Source organism: Exiguobacterium sp. AB2 (assembly GCF_000696055.1).
Classification (GTDB): Bacteria; Bacillota; Bacilli; order Exiguobacteriales; family Exiguobacteriaceae; genus Exiguobacterium; species Exiguobacterium alkaliphilum.
Genome location: NZ_JNAA01000048.1, coordinates 1 through 14917, shown reverse-complemented (window position 1 = coordinate 14917; position 14917 = coordinate 1). Strand labels below are relative to the sequence as shown.

Here is a 14917-nt window from a genome sequence, read left to right as displayed (position 1 = left end):
TATTTTTTGTAAAAATTCACGGAGATTTTGACTATGATGAAAGTACATCATTCGCGAGGAGTGGGATCGTTGATTATTGAAATCGATGGCTATTGGGGGAGCGTTTACTTGAGCGGAAAGAAGTGCTCCAAACAGAGAATGAGGGAAATGTATCGACAAACGAAAGACGGGGTGACGGATATACAAGACTTTCCGGACATGTTTTGTCGGCTCCATCGCTTTGATCGGATTCCAGGTTCAGACGAGATGAGCATCGATTTCGTCTTAGACACGGACACGGACCGTATTTATACTCCGTTTGAATAGGTACACGAAAAAGCTCAACCACTCCAAGCGGAGAAGTTGAGCTTTTTTCATTGCTTGATTCTGACTGTGAACGGCCCGGTTGCTTCAATCGCTTCAAACGTCGCCTGCACCGGGTAGGCATGTTTCCCACGTACCGCTTCTGTGAGGCGGACGACCGTCAAGGCGACCGCCTCGTCCCCGCTCATCAGTTCGAGCGGCAACTGTTCGACGTTTAAGTCTTGGGCATAGCCGTTTCGGAGCAACAGCGTCGCTGTCACGTCCGTCGCGTCTGTCTCGACGTGGACGAGCATCATGTTGAACTCGTTCTCCCCGACCGGCGGAGTCGACACGTTCGTCCGAGCAAGTTGTTCCCAGGCGGCTGGCGAGAACGAGGCCCGTTCTGCATCCGACACCGTCTGGAGCGGGTCGATTGGGTTCATCTGGAAGACGAGACGCATCGAATCGTTTAATTCGAAGTCCCCGAACAACTCGTCGGCGAAGAAGTCGAGGTAGACGGGCTTACTCGTCCATGGCTCGAAGTTCGGCAAGTCGACGCGACTGAGCACCTTCCGGCCAAGTGGCACGTTGTTCGCATCGAGGAGCAATACCGGTAACTCGTCAATCTCGAACGAGCCCGGGAGCGTGTTGCGGAACAAGGCGACGATCGACAACCCTTCCGACAACAGCTCGGCGTTCAACAGCTCGATCGACAGTTGGTTCTCGAGCAGGTTCGGGAGGCGCTTCGCATGATAGCGGAACACGTACTCGTCCTCTTTCGGAATCCCCATCTCGTCATCGAACACGAGCGTCAGCTGGCGCTCCCCTTCAGCTTTGGTCGTCTCAATCTGCTTTCGTTTACGAAATCCTAACATCACGCTTCCTCCTCTACCGGCGCCGCGAAGTAGCGGTCGAGCTGGCATACTTCCATCGTCACGTCACGCGCGATGTTCACATACGTCTGTTCGAAGATCTCGAGACCTTCTTTTCCGAATTGACGGCCCGGGTCTTCCTGCGCGTAGCTGCGAAGGCCAATCCCTTCTTTCAATCCGCTCATCATCGTCAAGTGATCCGTCCATTTCATGTCGAGGGCACGGAGGAGCGACTCTTTGACGAAGTGGACGACCTCGTCGCCTTCGAGGCGTGTCTCGGCCGTCGCGATGATGTCATCCGTGAAGCCTTTGAGCTCGGCTTTCAGTTCGAACGTATCGGCGACCGCGTCCGACCAGACCGGCTCGCGCATCGTCAAGTAACGGAGGTCCGCCTTCAACTCGTCGATCGGCCATTCTTCCGGGACGAGCTCGTCCGTCACATGCATATCGATGCTGTTCTCGATGGCGAGGCGCATCATGCCGAGGACGTTCTTCTTGATCGCGTCCGCATCGGCGTTGACGGCTTGGTCGCGAATCGTGTAGACGATGTTGCGCTGCTCGTTCAAGACGTCATCGAGCTTGAACAAGTAGTCACGAATCGAGACACCGATTCCTTCAATCGTCGTCTGCGCGTATTCGATGATGTCGGCCGCCTCTTTCGCAGGAACTTCCCCATGCGCATCCGGCTTCAACTTCTTCTCGATGCGCTCCAGTTTTTGAATCGCGTACCGTTTGACGATCTCGTCTTCGAGCGAGACGAAGAACTGGGTCGCGCCCGGGTCGCCTTGACGGCCCGAACGTCCGCGGAGCTGGTTGTCGACACGTTGCGACTCGTGGCGCTCCGTCCCGACGACGAACAGACCGCCCGCCTCTTTCGATTTCGCGTCGAGCATGATGTCCGTCCCACGTCCGGCCATGTTCGTCGCGATCGTCACTTTGCCGTACTGCCCGGCCTCGGCGATGATGTCTGCTTCTTGCGTCACCGTCTTCGCGTTTAATACCTCGTGCTTGATGCGCTTCTTCGACAAGTGCTTGCTGATTGCTTCCGATTGGGCGATTGACGTCGTCCCGATCAATACCGGGCGTCCCGTCTCGTGGAGCGCGACGACTTTCTCCGTCACGGCCGCGTACTTCTGCTCGATCGTCATGAAGATGCGGTCCGGATGGTCCTCGCGGAGGCGTGGCCGGTTCGTCGGCACTTGAACGACGTCCATGTTGTACGTCTTCAAGAACTCTTGGCGTGACGTCTGCGCCGTCCCCGTCATGCCGCCGATGAGCGGGTACATCCGGAAGTAGTGCTGAATCGTGATTTCCGCCGTCGTCTTGTTCTCCTCGGTGATGGTGACGCCTTCTTTCGCCTCGAGCGCCTGATGGAGCCCTTCTGAAAGGCTTCGGCCTTCCATGATGCGGCCCGTGAACAAGTCGATCAGCTCGATCTTGTCTTCTTTGACGATATAGTCGACGTCGAGCTCGAACAAGACGTTCGCCCGGAGCGCCTGCACGAGGTAATGGTACAACACTTGATGCTCGGCGCTAAACAAGTTATCGATGGCAAACATGTCTTCAATCTTCAAGATGCCCGACTCCGTGAACGCCGTCGATTTCGACTCGAGGTCGACTTCGTAGTCAGCTTCGTCGAACTCGGTGACGACGCGTTGCGCGAGCGCCTTCAAGCGGATGTGTGAGCGGTCTTTTTGCGCGATGATGAGCGGCGTCTTCGCCTCGTCAATCAAGATGCTGTCGACTTCATCGATGATGGCGAAATGGAACGGGCGCTGGACGCGCTCTTCCGGTGCACCGACCAAGTGGTCACGCAAGTAGTCGAACCCGAACTCGGTCCCGACGCCGTACGTGATGTCGGCCTGATACGCCTCACGCTTCGCGTCCGGCTCCATTTCCGGCACGTTCAATCCGACCGTGAGGCCGAGGAAGTCATGGATCTGTCCGATTTGGTTCGCGTCACGCGTCGCGAGGTATTCGTTCACGGTGATGACGTGGACGCCTTTTCCTTCGAGCGCCTTGACGTAACTCGGGAGCGCCGCGACGAGCGTCTTCCCTTCCCCGGTCGGCATCTCCGAGATGTTCCCTTCAAGGAGGGCGAAGCCACCGATGAGCTGGACGTCATAGTGACGCATGCCTAAGACGCGCACAGCCGCCTCACGGACGAGGGCAAACCCTTCTTCGGCGATGTCGTCGACTTTCGCCCCGTCCGCGATTCGTTGTTTCAATGTATCGGTATAGGTCCGCATCTCATCGTCCGAGAGGGCTTGGATTGTTTGTTCTAAGTCGTTGATGCGTGCGACGCGTCGTTCGTACCCTTTCAAGCGCCGGCTTTGATCATTCGTCAATTGTTTTACAAATTGAATCACGTTATAGCCTCCATCTATCTCACATTCGTCAATCCCATACCCGTCTATTATAGCGAAAACTGAACCATTTCGGAGACTTTTTTACGAAATCTTCCTAAAAGATGGTTTTTGATTTATGAAATTCATATAAAAATTGGGTAATTTTCAAAAAGTGTTGTTTACAAATTTATTTTCAAATTAGTATTTGAGACGGGATGAGACCGTGTTACGATGAAAAAAACAGAACATTCGTTCGTAAAAGGAGTGATGACGATGCGTCGTCGGATTTTTTGTATCGACAGCGTCTCCTTCTACGCGAGCTGCGAGTGTGCCTCTCGCAACCTGAACCCGTACAAGACAAAGCTCGTCGTGCTGTCGAACCTCGAGGACAGCGGCGCGCTCGTCCTCGCCGCGACCCCGCCGATGAAACGGCTCGGCATCAAGACCGGGTCGAGGCGGTTTCACATCGACCGCTTGCCTTGGCAGGATCGAAAGCACGTCCTCTACGCCGAGGCGCGGATGAGCCATTACTTGAACGTTTCCGTGCAAATCGTCCACATCCTGCACCAGTTCGTGCCCCCGGAGGCGATTCGCGTCTACTCGATTGACGAGACGCTCGTCGATTTGACCGGCACCGAGCGGCTGTTCGGGAACGACGAGCACGTCGCCCGCCTCATCCGCTCGACCGTCTTCCGCTATACGGGTATCCCGGTCACGATCGGCATCGGGCCGAACAACGTCCTCGCCAAGCTCGTCCTCGATTTGCACGGGAAGAAGACGGGTGTCGCCCACTGTTTCCTCCACGATGTCGAAAAGATGATCCATCCGGCCCCGATTGAAAAGATGTGGGGCGTCGGGGCGAAGATGGCCGTCCACTTGCAACGGCTCGGCATCTTCACGATCGGGGACCTCGCTCACTATCCGCTCGACGTGTTGCACGAGAAGTTCGGCGTCATCGGCGCCGAGCTGTGGCATCACGCCTGGGGCATCGACGAGTCCCCGACGATTCTGCCCCCGAGCTCGTTGTTCGGGGCGCAGCGGCAACGACCGCGGACGATTGGGCACGGCATCACGCTCATGAAAGATTACACGACCTACGCCTCGATTCGGCTCGTCTTGCAGGCGATTGCCGTCGAGGTCGGGATGCGGACCCGGCAAGCCGGGCTCGTCGGTGGGAGTGTCCATCTCGGCGTGCGCTATACGCGGACGAGTGAACGGCGCGGCTTCAGTAAACAAAAAAAGCTCGACCGCTTCACGGCGGACGAGCAGGACTTCTTGCCGGTCTTGTTGACGCTCTTCCTCGACAGTTGGGACGAGACCGAGGCCGTCCGCTACGTCTCGGTCGCCCTCGGCAAGCTCGAGCCACGGAGCGACCATGTCCAGCTCTCGTTCTTCGAGGACGAATGGGCGAAAGCGCGAAGGTACGACTTCCTCGACCTCGTCGATCAATTGAACGTCCGGTTCGGACGCGGGACGATTCGGCCGGCATCGAGCCTATTAAAAGACAGTCCGCTCCGCACCCGTCAGCGGTTGATTGGCGGACATAAACAAGGAGGCGATTCACGATGAGCAAGACCCGTTACAAAGACCGGGGCGAGCTGAAATGGATCCCGTTTCTCATGCCCGAACATGTGGCGCTGTTGAAGCGCTACTATGCCCAAATCCAAAAGATTGAGCTACCCGATTTAGATGAGCAGCTCCTCTATCTCTGGCAGACCGAGCTCGAACGTGCCATTCGGGAAGGCGACGCCGTCGAGGTGACCGTCTTCGAGGACGGGGCGACGCGTTCGATGCGCGGGTACGTCCATGCTATCTATTACGCGGAGCGTGAAGTCGAGCTGTTCGACGGGGCGGTGCAGCGGATTCCGTTCGCGAACATCTTGTCCGTCCGTTAGAATGCTTGGCGTCACGACGGCCAAAAGACGCATCGCGATGGATGCGTCTTCGTTAATTCGTCGGCGCCTCGACGATTTGGTCACCCTCATCCGCATCTTCTCCAAGCAGACGGACGTGACGGCCGAACAGCCACATGACGACGAGATGGGCTTTCGCCTGCGTCTTCGTATAGAACCACCACGGCAGCGCCGGCACAAACTCGTGGATGGCGACGAGCCCTTCGTCCGACTCCGGGAGCCGTCTGAACTCGAGTCGGCCCGTCTTGTCGTCCTCACTCAACTTCGTGAACAAGCCACCGTCAATTGCGAACGATGCCATATCATCCGTCGCTTCGTCCTCGAGCGACAGATGGAGCGCGACGAATGACGGACGGAGGAGCGCAATTTCCCAGTCATCGTCTTCTTTCGTCGTTTGGATGAGCGGATAGGCGACGCGTCCAAGCCATTCGAAATATTCATCAGCCATCCATAGCGCTGACTTGTTTTCCGGCAGGCCGAACCGTTGAATCGAACGGACGGTATACTGTTGTGGTGCTTTTTTCTTCTTGCCGCCGCCCGACTTCTGTTTCTCCTCTTCTTCAAGTGCGTGCTCGACCGCTTCCTTGAACGGAATCTCCCCTTGCTTGACGCCGGTCGTGTCTTTCGCGACCATGACATGGCCCATGCTCTCGACGAGTGGATAGACGGTGTCTTTCGGTTCACCCGTCACAGCCATGACCCACAATCGGGACAGCTTGATTGTCGGGAACGGGAAGTCGATCATGACGCGACGTTTGCCCATGACGTCAGCCGTATCTTCAATCATCTTGCGATACGTCATCACTTCCGGTCCACCGATATCGATATGATGGTCGTACAGCGCCTCGGCGCCGACGACCGAGATGAGCGCCTGGACGGCTTCACGCAGGTCGATTGGATGCGTCTCCGTCTTCGTCCAGCTCGGGAGGATCATGACCGGCAACCGTTTGACGAGCTTTGCGAGAATCGGGAACGATGAGCCTTCTGGACCGATGATGAGTCCGGCCCGAATCGTCGTCACCGGCACACCTTGACCACCGAGAATCCGTTCAACTTCGAGCCGGCTCTTCAAGTGACGTGACAACGTCTTCGACTCTTTCGGAATGATGCCGCTCAAGTAGACGATTTGTTCGATATCGTTTGCTTTCGTCGCCCGGGCGAAGTTATCGGCGATGAGCGCGTCCATGTCTTCGAACGTCGCCTGCGTCAATCCGCCGTCCGGAATCATCGAGTGGACGAGGAACATGGCGTAGTCCGCCCCCTTGCACGCCTCGCGCGTCTGTTCATAGGAGAACAAATCGCACGACCGCCACGTGACGTGGGCCTCGTCTTCCTTGTTTTTCGTCGAGCGGGACAAGGCGATGATGTCATACTCTTCTTTTAAATGGTCCATCACGTTCGAGCCGATATAGCCGCTCGCCCCCGCGATGACGATGGTTTTTCGCATGGTCGTCACTCCTCTTGTTTTTTCACATAAAGGTACTGTACCCGTCTTGGGCTGAGATTAAATCAGTCGCGCGCCCTACAGTATGTATTGGAAAAAATATGTAAACTAGACTCAACTACAAGCGGAGGAGGAATGGCTATGGGGTTTTGGTATTTCTTGATGCTGTTGATCGGTGGATGGCTCGTGATGCGGGGATTATTCAAAAAGAACACGAGTGGGCTCATACGTTTCGGTACACTCGTCATCGGAGGTCTTTTAATCACACTCGGCTTGTTCATGTTCCAAGACGGAAGTGATGCGATTGTGGCGGATTTGTTTAACTTGTGGTGAGGATTAAACAAATGAAAACGAGTCGAACCTTCCTAATCAGGTTTGACTCGTTTTATGTCTTTGGTGTCCAATTGGCTTCAAACCCGTTCTGCACCGCATAGTCGTATAAGTGAATCAATTTCGTCTCTTTGTATGTCCCCATCTGCTCTGCCACGCGCAATTCATCATTTCGTTCCACGAGTGCATAAAGATAATCCACCTTCGCCATCCGATTATTCTTACTGGTGTTGCAACTCGGGCATGCCAATACAAAGTTCCATAATACATCGTTCTGCATATACGACCACGGAATGAAGTGATCGACGTGAGTCTGTTTGAGCGGTTTCATGCAATAAAAACAGACGGGATGACCGTGACTCAGTAAAATCTGTTTGAACTCGTCGAGCGATTGCCGGGACGAGACGAACTCGAGTTTGCTCAAAATTTGTTCCATCGCATCACGTGTATTGTATTTTTCCAGAAAGACGGCGAGCTGATAGTTCGTGACGTTCATCAGTACACGCTTGTACTTCTCAAAAAAGACGATATAACCAGGCACGAGTTTGACCCACTCTTCTTTCCGGTTGAATGAATAGACGGTCCCCTCGAACGAAGCATAAAACGAGCCGTACACATACTTCTTATAGAACTGGTTCACGTTCCGAATCAGTTGTTGTTGCTGAGAAACGGGCAGGCGGTCAAAGTTCCATGTGGACGGAATCTCATGTTTCGCTTGGAACGCGAGCGTCGTTTTCTCGACCGAGCTCAATTTTCCAAGTTGATTCACTTGCCGTAAGCCGTTCGTCACAATCAAATTCCAATACATCTTCGTCACATGTCTCGAAATTTGCTGGAACGTCAATATACCGGAATCACTCAGTTCGGTCGTGCATTCGAGCAACGCCTTCATAAGCATATGCTTGTATGTCGTCGTATGTGTCGCGTTCATGAGAAACTGTTGAGTGTAGCGCCATAAATCCGTTTCCGTCAAATAATCTTCTTTGGCCTCAGCCACTTCTAACTCCCAGCCCAATTTATTCACCACGCTTCAGTTAACAATTTTCCTTATTTAGGCGATCTTCACCATTCCACGTGATTATAAAATTCAGACGGGTAATGAATTTCTGACGGCAGACATCTATGCTCGATTGCCGCTTCAATCACGAGCCTTTTTTGGCGTTCATAATCTGAGGTTAGTTGACATGTACGTTTTGCAAAAATATTGAAATTCTTTTTACGCTTCTCTGCATCTAAATCGTTCCACTTGCTATTTAAGTAATCAATATATTGCATATAGATAATACGACTGACACTATTTTCGGTAATCCATTTTTGGAAGCTTGCGAATTGCCTTGATGTAACCGTTTCTTCCACCAACTTAGTAATCGCAGATTGTAAAATACGTGCCTGTGTAATATGTGGATCCCAAATAGTAGCCTTTGACGTTTTCTGATAATCCTTAATACAGATTTCTAATGAGAAAACGATATAAAGCATTTCTGGCCAAAATGTTTCAAATGAAAGTTTTAAATTTTGTTTAGGACCAACAAGCGATAAAAAAGCCAAATGCTCATCATCAAAGCCGTGTTCTTCAAACGCCGCATTACGGTGACCCATAAGCGTGTGTCTAACATCGTAGCAAAAACCTAAAATCCGAAGTACCGCTCCATCTTCTATATCTGGATCCACATTGCCAATCACCTTATGTAAAGACTCATATAACGCTCGAAAATCATCAGGTTCTCCCGAAAGTAAAACACCCGTCATATTAGGTGTGTGTGATGCGACTATCATCTAATCCCTCCGTTATCTAAATATAAGAAAGTGTTATGAAAAGCTCAATAGAACTAGATTACCATGCAATGAAATCAAAAGAACATTAAATAATAAGCTGACTTAAACAACAAGTGAAAACTTGTAATCATGTGTTTACTTCCTTCGGCTCAATTCATTGTAAATTTTACAGGCAAAAAAAGAGAGCCAGCCATGTATAAACTAAGCATGGATAACCCTCCCCTATCTCAATTTCATATAACAGAACACCTGAAGTCAGCTAAGCTATCTCATCATTCACCAGCTCATTTCTTCTCTTGTTGCTTCTTTAAATACGCTTCTCGAAGCTGATTGATTTTATCTTTTTTATTCGATACAGCTGGTTTTTTACCGTCTTGATACTTGGCAGCAGCCACTTTACTTTTCGTATCTAATTGATATTTTCCCATTTGATTCACCTGCTTTCATTTCATTGTGGTTGACCTACTCCGTTAACATCAAAAGACCTTCTAATTTCAATGAGATTAGAAGGTCTTCATTAAAAATCATTGATTGCAGTCGTCATAGACTGCTTAAAAATGGAGACGGCGGGAGTCGAACCCGCGTCCGAAGGCATCGTAACGCATGCTTCTACGTGTGTAGTTTATCTATTGAATCTCAATGTGACACTGCCGATAAACAGGCGTTGTCACATCCAGTCTGGTTCATCTCTTCTTCGCGCCCTCAGACGGCGAGGTTGAAGCGTAGCTTGCTTAGTTTGAGACCCTGAAAGTCATCCACACAAGCGATGGATGTCAGGATCCGCAGGGCACTTAGGCTGCTGCGAGTTGTGTGTTAGTTTTGCCAGTTATAGGCGTTTGCGTTTTAACGAGGCCGACCCCTCGACACGCCACATACGACCGACCTACCCCCGTCGAATCCATAACGTCCCCGAGGTGGTAATTGATACTACAACAACTATACCACAATCAGGTCTCGCTGTCAGTATTTTTGCCGGTCCCGGAGTGCCCGGTCGACGTCGCGCTTCGCATCTTTCTTCTTCAAGTCATCGCGCTTGTCATACTTCTTCTTCCCGCGCCCGATGCCGAGGAGACATTTCGCGAAGCCATTCTTGATGTACACTTTGAGCGGGATGATCGTATAGCCGTCACGCCCTTGTGCGCCGATGAGCTGATTGATTTGCTTCTTATGCAACAATAGCTTTCGGACACGGAGCGGTTCGTGGTTGAACCGGTTCCCCTGCTCGAACGGGCTGATATGACAGTTGTGAAGTGTCGCCTCGCCACCGTCAAAGCGGACATACGCGTCGGCGATATTGATCTTTGACTGGCGCACCGATTTAATCTCGGTCCCCGTCAACACCATACCGGCCTCAATCGTATCTTCAATCGCATAATCGAAGGACGCTTTTCGGTTTTGGGCGAGCACGTTCGAATCTTTCTTCTTGGCCATAGACATTCAGTCCTTTACTTCAATATGGAGGAGGGGTCGCCCCCTCCCGTCAACGACGCTTCTTCGCTCCGCGTTTGGCGTCGCCTTTTCGTTTTTGCTTGTCTTTGTTTTTCAGGTTGAGCGCCGAACGGCCCTGTGACGATTTCTCACCGTCTCGTTTCGGCTTCTCGCCTGGTTTCGCCGGTTTGCCGGCTTGACCCGGTTTCCCTGGCTTGCCGCGTTTCGGACGTTTGTCGTCACGACCACGGCCTCCGCGTTTCTCGTCTTTCTTCGGGGTGCCTTCTTTCGCCTTAATCGTCGTCGGTTGACGACGGCGCGACTGTTCCCGCTTCGGCATCCCGACGATCGTGAAGTCAATCGTCCGCTCGTCTAGGTTGACGGCGTCGACTTTGACACGGACCGCGTCCCCGATGCGGAACTGACGGTTCGTCCGCTCACCGAGGAGCATGAGCTGCGACTCGTCGAAGTGGTAATAGTCATCCATCGACTGGAGACGGACAAGCCCTTCGATCGTGTTCGGGAGCTCGATGAACATCCCGAAGTTCGTCACGCCGCTGACGACGCCGTCGAACTCTTCCCCGAGACGCGATTCCATGTACTCGGCTTTCTTCAAGGCTTGTGTCTCACGCTCGGCATCGACCGAACGACGTTCACGTTTCGACGCCTGCTCGGCGATCGAGTCGAGACGGTCCTCGTATTTGGCGATCGTCTTCTCGGACACGTCGCCGTTGAAGACGTACGTGCGCATGAGACGGTGGACGATCAAGTCCGGGTAACGACGAATCGGTGACGTGAAGTGCGTATAGAAGTCGGTCGCAAGACCGAAGTGGCCAAGGGAGACGTCATCGTACTTCGCCTGTTGCATCGAGCGGAGCATGATCGTGCTGATGACCGCTTCTTCCGGTTCCCCTGCAATCGCCTTCAAAATCTTTTGAAGCGTCTTCGGGTCGACCGTCTGGCCTTTGAACCGTTCGATATGCACGCCGAAGTTGGCGACGAAATCGAAGAAGAAGTCGAGCTTGTCCGACTTCGGATTGTCGTGGACACGATAGATGAACGGGACGTCCATCTTGTGGAAGTGCTCTGCGACCGTCTCGTTGGCGGCGAGCATGAACTCTTCGATCAACTTCTCGGCGACCGAGCGTGGACGTAAGACGATGTCGGCCGGTTTGCCTTCTTCGTCGACGACGACTTTCGCCTCGGCGAAGTCGAAGTTGATGGCCCCGCGTGCGTTCCGGCGTTTACGGAGCACTTCCGCGAGTTCGGCCATGAGGTCGAATTCGCCGATGAACGGCTCGTAGCGTTTGAGCGTCTCTTCGTCGTCGCGCTCGATAATCTCACGGACGTTCGTGTACGTCATCCGCTCCGTCGTCTTGATGACACTCGGGAACAGCTCATGGTTGACGACCTTCCCGTTTTGCGGGGAGATCTCCATGACACAGCTGAGCGTCAACCGGTTGACGTGCGGGTTGAGCGAACAGATTCCGTTCGAGAGGCGGTGCGGCAACATCGGGATGACGCGGTCGACGAGATACACACTCGTCCCGCGCTCGAACGCCTCGATGTCGAGCGGCGAGCCTTCCGTCACGTAGTGTGAGACGTCGGCGATGTGGACGCCGAGCTCATAGTTACCGTTGTCGAGTTTTTTGACGTGCACGGCATCGTCCAAGTCTTTCGCGTCTTCGCCATCAATCGTGAAGATCGTCTCGTTACGAAGATCGACGCGTCCCATGAAGTCCTTCTCGTCTGCCTCGTCCGGTACGGCGTTCGCCTGGTCGATGACATCTTCCGGGAACTCCGTCGGGATGCCGTGCTTATAGACGATCGACAAGATGTCGACGCCTGGGTCGTTCTTGTGTCCGATGATGCGGACGACGTCACACGCTCCGGCGAAACGTCCGTCCGGATATTTCGTGATGCGAACGACGACTTTATGGCCATCGACGGCACCGAGCGATTTGTCCGGGTTGACGACCGGCCAGAAGTTGATGCGCTTGTCATCCGGCTCGATGAAGGCGAACTGGTCGAGGCGTCCGCTCGGGAGCGTATACGTCCCGACGAACTCCGACAAGCCGCGCTTCAATACTTTGAGGAGCACGCCCTCGGTCTTGCCACGGTTGTCCTCGCGTTTTTTGACGAGGATCGTGTCGCCGTGGTAGACGTCTTTCAATTGCTCGGCCGGCAAGAAGACGTCATCGGCCTCTCCTTCGACCGACAAGAAGCCAAAGCCGCGCTGGTGAATCGAGATGATCCCGGCGACTTGGCCGAGTGCGGCGAGCGTCCCGTAACGGTTCGTCCGCGTCCGGCCGATTAACCCCTCTTCTTCGAGGGCGTTTAATGTTCGGATGAGTTCTTTGAACGCATCCGTCGACTCGAGCGCTAATCGCTCGGTCAATTGGTCGACAGTGAGCGCTTTATCGCTCGACTGGATGATTTCTAGTAGTTGGTCACGTAAATTCAACGTGACACCTCCTTTTCACACTGACCAGTCCAACGTTTCGAGAAAATCGAGCACGTCGTGGTGCAGTTTCTCTTTTTCTTTGTCGAGGGTGATCACGTGTCCTGACTCCTCATACATGAGCAGTTCTTTTTGGAACGCGTTGATCGCCTCGTAAATCTCGTGTGCAGATTGAGGATCAACCATGCGGTCTTTCGCCCCTTGGACGACGAGCGCCGGGACGAAGATGTCTTCGAGTTTCGTCGTCGTCTCGCGGACGAACGCACGAAGGTCCTTGAGCGTCGGCATCGGCTTGAAGTCGTCCATCTCTTGCTCGATTTGCTCAGGTGTTTTCGCTTCTCTTGATTTATATTCTCGGGCGTACGCCTGGACTCCTTTGTATAACCGGTCCTCGGCGTCGATGCCGGTCGGTGCGCACATCGGGATGACCCCTTTGACGTTCATTTCTGAGGCGAGGCGAAGCGACATGACGCCGCCAAGCGAGAGGCCACAGACGGCAATCTCGTCATACCCTTTGTCTTTTAACGCCTGATACGCGTCCTGGACGTCTTGCCACCAGTCGGCTGGTCCGAACTGAAGCAATTCTTCCGGTGGGACGCCATGTCCCCGATACTGGGGTCCCATACACGTATAGCCTTCTTTTTGTAGGAAACGGCCGAGCATGCGGACGTCCGCGCTCGATCCGGTAAAGCCATGTAACATCAACACGGCACGTGGTCCGCCTTCAAAGAAAAACGGTTTCGGTGCAGTCACTTTCATCGTTCAAGTCATCTCCTCGTACATTCCATTATTCCCAAAAAAAATTCTAAAAAAACAAAAGCTGACCGCCTCACGTAAAAATCGAGAACGATCAGCCTTTCATCATAATGATGCGACTAGTAATCCTAAAATGAAAAACAACGTGCCTAGTACAGCTGCAGTTCGGTTCAAAACAGCGTCAAAGCCGCGCGCTTTCTGGCGGCCGAACAACTGCTCCGCGCCACCTGCAATCGCCCCAAGACCTTGCGACCGACCTGACATGAGCAGTACGACGACAATCAATAAGACAGCCACGACGAGTAGGCTGATTGTAGCGATCGTTTGCATAGTAGTCAGTTCCTCCTTCTTTTTACACGCCTTTTATTATATAGAAGTTATGACGAAAACACCAGCTTTCAAATTATCGGGACGGGTAGCTGAACCCTTCCCCAATGACCTCTTTCACTTGGTGGATGACGACGAACGCACTCGGGTCCGTCACTTCGACGATTTTCTTGAGCGGCGCGACTTGGCGCTTGTCGACGATCATATAGAGCATGTTCTTATCCTGCTTCGTATAATAACCGTGGCCGTGGATAATCGTCGCCGAGCGGCCGAGCGTCTCCGTCAACACGACGGCGAGCTCTTCTTGTTTGTCGCTGATGATCGTGACGGCCTTGCGGATGTTGAGCCCTTCAGCGACGAGGTCGATGACCCACGAGCCGATGATGATGGCGATCAACGTATAGAGCACGACCTGTTCTCCGAGGATGAAGCCTGACGCCCCGACGACGATAGCATCGATGATGAACATCGACACGGCGACGCTCATATGCAAATAGCGTTCCATGAGACGGGCGATGATGACCCCGCCTCCGGTCGTCCCGCCGACACGGAGCACCATACCGATGCCGACCCCGATCATGATCCCAGCGTACACGGCCGCGAGCAGTTTGTCCTCGGCCGGGCTGCCCCAGTCATGGGTCAAGCTGAGGAAGAACGACGTCGCGACGACGGAGATGACGGAGTACACCATCGTCCGGCGGTCGAGCAGCTTATAGCCGACGATGAATAAAATCCCGTTCCCGATAATCGACGTGACCCCGAGGTCCCAGCCGAACAAGTAGTACAGGATGATGGTGACCCCGAGCAGGCCGCCTTCCGAGAAGTCGTTCGGGACGGTGAAGTAGTTGACCCCGAAGGCGAGGATGAACGACCCGGCGATAATCCAGGCGATGTCCTTTAACGAGATCGATTGCAGTTTCTTCCACACTTGTTGGCGGAGCAGATGTTGTTGTTGACGTTTCATATGAGTTCCCCTTTCC

15 protein-coding genes and 1 other RNA gene are annotated in these 14917 nt (G+C 53.4%); 4 read left to right on the top strand and 12 right to left on the bottom strand.

Annotation, left to right across the window (positions count from 1 at the left end; genetic code table 11):
- Window positions 1-69 precede the first annotated feature (69 nt).
- The gene (locus tag DI14_RS15345) at window positions 70-306 is read left to right on the top strand and encodes a hypothetical protein (RefSeq protein ID WP_152545881.1); all 237 of its coding nucleotides are present in this window, start codon (window positions 70-72) and stop codon (window positions 304-306) included.
- 47 nt (window positions 307-353) lie between these two features.
- Here DI14_RS15345 and DI14_RS07205 read toward each other — a convergent pair whose 3' ends face one another.
- Window positions 354-1157 carry an SLAP domain-containing protein gene (locus DI14_RS07205; RefSeq protein WP_034807037.1) on the bottom strand — a complete coding sequence of 268 codons (804 nt, stop codon included), beginning with the start codon at window positions 1155-1157 and terminating at the stop codon, window positions 354-356.
- The gene (secA2, locus tag DI14_RS07200) at window positions 1157-3523 is read right to left on the bottom strand and encodes an accessory Sec system translocase SecA2 (RefSeq protein WP_034807035.1); all 2367 of its coding nucleotides are present in this window, start codon (window positions 3521-3523) and stop codon (window positions 1157-1159) included. Before secA2 ends, DI14_RS07205 begins: the two co-directional genes overlap by 1 nt.
- 252 nt (window positions 3524-3775) lie before the next feature.
- Here secA2 and DI14_RS07195 point away from each other — a divergent pair, with 252 nt between their 5' ends.
- Window positions 3776-5071, top strand: a complete 1296-nt coding sequence (locus tag DI14_RS07195; protein WP_034807080.1) for a DNA polymerase — start codon at window positions 3776-3778, stop codon at window positions 5069-5071.
- Window positions 5068-5397 carry a YolD-like family protein gene (locus DI14_RS07190; protein WP_034807033.1) on the top strand — a complete coding sequence of 110 codons (330 nt, stop codon included), beginning with the start codon at window positions 5068-5070 and terminating at the stop codon, window positions 5395-5397. Before DI14_RS07195 ends, DI14_RS07190 begins: the two co-directional genes overlap by 4 nt.
- Window positions 5398-5449: 52 nt before the next feature.
- Here DI14_RS07190 and DI14_RS07185 read toward each other — a convergent pair whose 3' ends face one another.
- Complete coding sequence (locus tag DI14_RS07185) at window positions 5450-6862, bottom strand: NAD(P)H-binding protein (protein WP_034807031.1); 1413 nt, start codon at window positions 6860-6862, stop codon at window positions 5450-5452.
- Between the two features lie 138 nt (window positions 6863-7000).
- Between DI14_RS07185 and DI14_RS07180 the strand changes: the two genes are divergently transcribed.
- Window positions 7001-7192, top strand: coding sequence for a hypothetical protein (locus DI14_RS07180; protein WP_034807029.1), 192 nt, complete (start codon window positions 7001-7003; stop codon window positions 7190-7192).
- 52 nt (window positions 7193-7244) lie between these two features.
- On the opposite strand, the gene DI14_RS07175 is transcribed toward DI14_RS07180, so the two are convergent.
- The 9 genes from DI14_RS07175 to DI14_RS07140 all read right to left on the bottom strand — a co-directional run bounded on the left by DI14_RS07175 (window position 7245) and on the right by DI14_RS07140 (window position 14901).
- Window positions 7245-8204 carry an HNH endonuclease signature motif containing protein gene (locus DI14_RS07175; RefSeq protein WP_034807027.1) on the bottom strand — a complete coding sequence of 320 codons (960 nt, stop codon included), beginning with the start codon at window positions 8202-8204 and terminating at the stop codon, window positions 7245-7247.
- A gap of 47 nt (window positions 8205-8251) precedes the next feature.
- Window positions 8252-8965 carry a hypothetical protein gene (locus tag DI14_RS07170; protein ID WP_034807026.1) on the bottom strand — a complete coding sequence of 238 codons (714 nt, stop codon included), beginning with the start codon at window positions 8963-8965 and terminating at the stop codon, window positions 8252-8254.
- Between the two features lie 284 nt (window positions 8966-9249).
- Window positions 9250-9393 carry a hypothetical protein gene (locus DI14_RS07165; protein WP_034807024.1) on the bottom strand — a complete coding sequence of 48 codons (144 nt, stop codon included), beginning with the start codon at window positions 9391-9393 and terminating at the stop codon, window positions 9250-9252.
- Window positions 9394-9520: 127 nt separating this feature from the next.
- Window positions 9521-9876, bottom strand: a transfer-messenger RNA (tmRNA) gene (gene ssrA / locus DI14_RS15220).
- Between the two features lie 49 nt (window positions 9877-9925).
- On the bottom strand, window positions 9926-10396 hold the full coding sequence (smpB, locus tag DI14_RS07160; RefSeq protein ID WP_029334607.1) for an SsrA-binding protein SmpB: 471 nt from the start codon (window positions 10394-10396) through the stop codon (window positions 9926-9928).
- Between the two features lie 49 nt (window positions 10397-10445).
- A complete protein-coding gene (rnr, locus tag DI14_RS07155) occupies window positions 10446-12857 on the bottom strand; it encodes a ribonuclease R (RefSeq protein ID WP_034807022.1) in 2412 nt (803 codons plus the stop codon).
- A 15-nt stretch (window positions 12858-12872) separates the two neighbouring features.
- Complete coding sequence (locus DI14_RS07150) at window positions 12873-13613, bottom strand: carboxylesterase (RefSeq protein ID WP_034807021.1); 741 nt, start codon at window positions 13611-13613, stop codon at window positions 12873-12875.
- Window positions 13614-13715: 102 nt separating this feature from the next.
- Entirely contained in the window at window positions 13716-13940 is a 225-nt protein-coding gene (secG, locus tag DI14_RS07145) for a preprotein translocase subunit SecG (RefSeq protein ID WP_012726902.1), read from the bottom strand.
- Between the two features lie 73 nt (window positions 13941-14013).
- Window positions 14014-14901: a YitT family protein gene (locus DI14_RS07140; protein ID WP_051622637.1), complete on the bottom strand. Its 888-nt coding sequence runs from the start codon at window positions 14899-14901 to the stop codon at window positions 14014-14016.
- Window positions 14902-14917: the final 16 nt, after the last annotated feature.